This is a genomic window from Methanospirillum sp., assembly GCF_035560735.1.
Lineage (GTDB): Archaea > Halobacteriota > Methanomicrobia > Methanomicrobiales > Methanospirillaceae > Methanospirillum.
Genome location: NZ_DATMYY010000312.1, coordinates 1 through 3,330, shown reverse-complemented (window position 1 = coordinate 3,330; position 3,330 = coordinate 1). Strand labels below are relative to the sequence as shown.

General features: G+C 41.4%; 1 protein-coding gene. It reads left to right on the top strand.

Annotated features, from left to right (window positions below; genetic code table 11):
* The first annotated feature begins 224 nt into the window (after positions 1–224).
* A complete protein-coding gene (locus VN429_RS09185) occupies positions 225–3,134 on the top strand; it encodes a hypothetical protein (RefSeq protein WP_325632435.1) in 2,910 nt (969 codons plus the stop codon).
* The last annotated feature ends 196 nt before the right edge of the window (positions 3,135–3,330 follow it).

The window sequence follows — 3,330 nt, the reverse complement described above, 5'->3', positions numbered from 1 at the left end:
GAAAGTCTACGTGAAGGTTCCAAGAAAGACTTCGATTGAAGAGGTTTTAAAAATATTGCGAGAAGCAGCTGTTATTCTTCAAGAACCAGATCCAGAAAATGGTTGACCCGGTACTGAGAGACCGGGTTTTTCATGACAAATGATTAACCCAAAGAGATCTTACCTGAAAGAAAGAAAAGACTCAATTGGCTTGAATCATCTCCTCTGTAATTCTGGGGGTAACGATGACTGATAATGCCAGACTTGCTGGGATAACTGCACTTCTTCAGTATCTTTATGAACCAGGGCAGGTCATAGAAATCAGGATCATCTCTGAAGAAGGTATTTCATCAGGATACTATGATAATTTTCAGACAGCAGCAACAGATCTCCTGAATCGTGAAACTGATAAACACGTTACTGGTATTTATGCTACATTAAATGAAGTCAACCCGGCCTTATTAGCACGTAGAGCAAATCGGATTAAATACCGGCTGGGAAAAAAGGATTCTTCTACTGCAGATGCAGATATTATACGAAGACGATGGCTTCCTATTGATATTGATCCAGTGCGGCCATCAGGTGTCTCCTCATCTGAAGAAGAGCATGCTTCAGCACTCAGTCTCGCCGAAACAATATCCTCTTTTCTTTCAGGACTTAACTGGCCAGAACCGCTTGTCGCTGACTCAGGGAATGGAGCTCATCTTCTCTATCCTATTGAATTGCCAAATGATGATCAGAGCAAAATTCTAATTCAACAAATTCTTGAATTACTTGATATCAGGTTTTCAAACAGCAGATGCAGAGTTGATACAGCTAACTTCAACGCTGCTCGGATCTGGAAAGTGTATGGAACAATTTCTCGTAAAGGAGATAACCTGCCTGACCGGCCTCATCGAATTTCACGGGTTCTTGCTTTACCACCAAGATCCAGGTTACTTGATGCAGAAACATTAACAGAACTACTTTCGATTTATCAGCCTGCACCCCGTGAATCAGGATGTAAAGGTGGAAATAGATCACGAACTCGTGAATCAAAGGAAGCAGTTGGTGATCATGTATTAGATTTAGCAAAATGGTTTAATCGTTTTAATCTGACATACACAGCCAAACCATATTTTGGAGGAACTTTGTATGTTCTTGATACATGTCCGTTTTCAGATTCGCACTCAGATGGAGCGTATGCTATTCAGTTTGAAAGCGGTGCCATTTTTGCTGGATGTCACCATGATTCGTGCGGGGGAGGAAAGCAACGCTGGGCAGAACTTCGGCAGCGGTATGATCCACCACGTGAGGATATAGAAATTAAATTAAAAAAGCAAATCTCTGCTCGAATAAGGGCTAAATTCGAGGCCGAAGGGCGGTTACATGATAACGAAATATCTGCCAGTGATACTTCTCCAGTTGAGGACATACTTACATCCAAAACAATGGATATCCTTACAAATGGAGATCCCCTGGCATTAGTCCTTGAAACATTTAGCAAGCGACATGAAGGTGATCGTCAGGTTGCCTGCTGTCTTGCCCATTCACTTATCTCTCGCACTGTACTGAACAGTAAGGGTCTTCATGTTTCAATATCAGGTGAATCGGGAAAAGGGAAATCCCATGCAATGGAGACTATGAGATCCCTGGTTCCTCCAGAATATAGAATTGATGGTCGTGTGAGTGATAAAGCTCTCTTTTATATGGAAAATTTAGTAGCTGGCACTGTTATCTCACTTGATGATGTGAGTCTGTCTGATCAGATGCAGGAAATACTCAAAGGCGTTACATCATCGTTTCAAAAACCATTTCCATACCGAACAGTAAACAAGGATAGAAAACCCCAGACCTGTATTATTCCAGAACGATGCGTATGGTGGCTTGCAAAAGTAGAGGGGGTTGGCGACGATCAGGTGTTTAACAGAATGCTAACCTGTTGGATTGATGATACAGAAGAACAGGATCAGAAGGTTTTGGAAAAAACATTGTTTGAGGCTGGTCAACTGCCGGGTGTCACTCCAAATATAGATGAAGACATCAGAATCTGTCAGCAGATGTGGAAAAAATTGAATGCTGTCTGGGTGGTAATTCCATATGCTACACGAATAAGATTTCAATCAGCAGAAAACCGTCGTAATCCTGATATGTTACTAGATCTCATTCGAACTCATGCAGCAATATTTCAATATCAAAGGGAACGCCAGGTAATCAATGATTCTCCATGTATTGTTGCAACTATTGAAGATTTTAATGAAGCTGCAAAACTCTTCATGGCTCTAAATGGAGAAACAGGGAGTCAGGGGAGCAAATTAACCAAACGAGAAGCAGCCCTTGTCTCAACACTTTCTTTATACGGACATCATGAAGTGACAATAGCAGAGCTTCAACGAAAAAGTGGGTGGACAAGCAGTTCGATTGCGAAGCTCTTTCATGGATACAATTCACATGGAAAGACCTATTCTGGAATTCTCTCCAAATGCCCTGCAGTATCATATCTAGATCGAACAGTTATTAAAGGAGACGATGGACAGACCACAACACGACGTACAACCGTCTATCGCTGGGATCAGCAACTCTATGATTCATGGAAGAAAGGAGGTAGTGTTTGGCTTGTAAAGGATGAGGACAGTCCATACTCGGATTCTAATGGTGATAATAACCAGATTGCATCATCTGGAGAAAATAAAGAGAACACCTTAGACTGTTTCAAGGAAGAAGATACAATGTGTTTATCTGATGACCATGTGTCGGACACCGGCGATGAGAAAGAAAAGATGCAAAGTGGGTGTTCATTTTCCTCTATAGATCCAAAGAAGTTTGTTCATATTGATGGATTCCCAAAATCTCTGCCTTGCTCTGTTTGTGGGAAGAAACCTGTTCAGTATCAGGAAAAAAGATCTGACATTCAATGTGAAACTTCAGAAGTTCGTAAAAGAATGCTTTGTTTTTCCTGTTATCAAAGAGCGGTATCGCGGGAAGTAACGTCTCTCACAATGCTTCCAGGAGTTACAAATACTCAGCGATTGGTTCATCGGGACGTATGTATCGGAACCTGCGATCTTTGCAAAATAAATTCGGCAGAATGGTCTAATCCAATAGATCATACAAAATTATGCAATTTATGTTATGAGAAGGCAAAGCAGATGGAGGACATTGGATTCTCTCATTAATATTTTCTGTTTCTGGCCTCTTCAGGGTGGTGGTTGGGAGAATTAGGGTGGGATACCTTTGGGGGGTAAAAATGAGATTATTGACAGATCGGTGCAGAAAAAATGGATGTCCACATCTGAAATGGCAATGGTACGTGACATCGCATTACCCACAAAAAAATCGACGACGTGGGATTTGTATGGTCATAGGAAAACA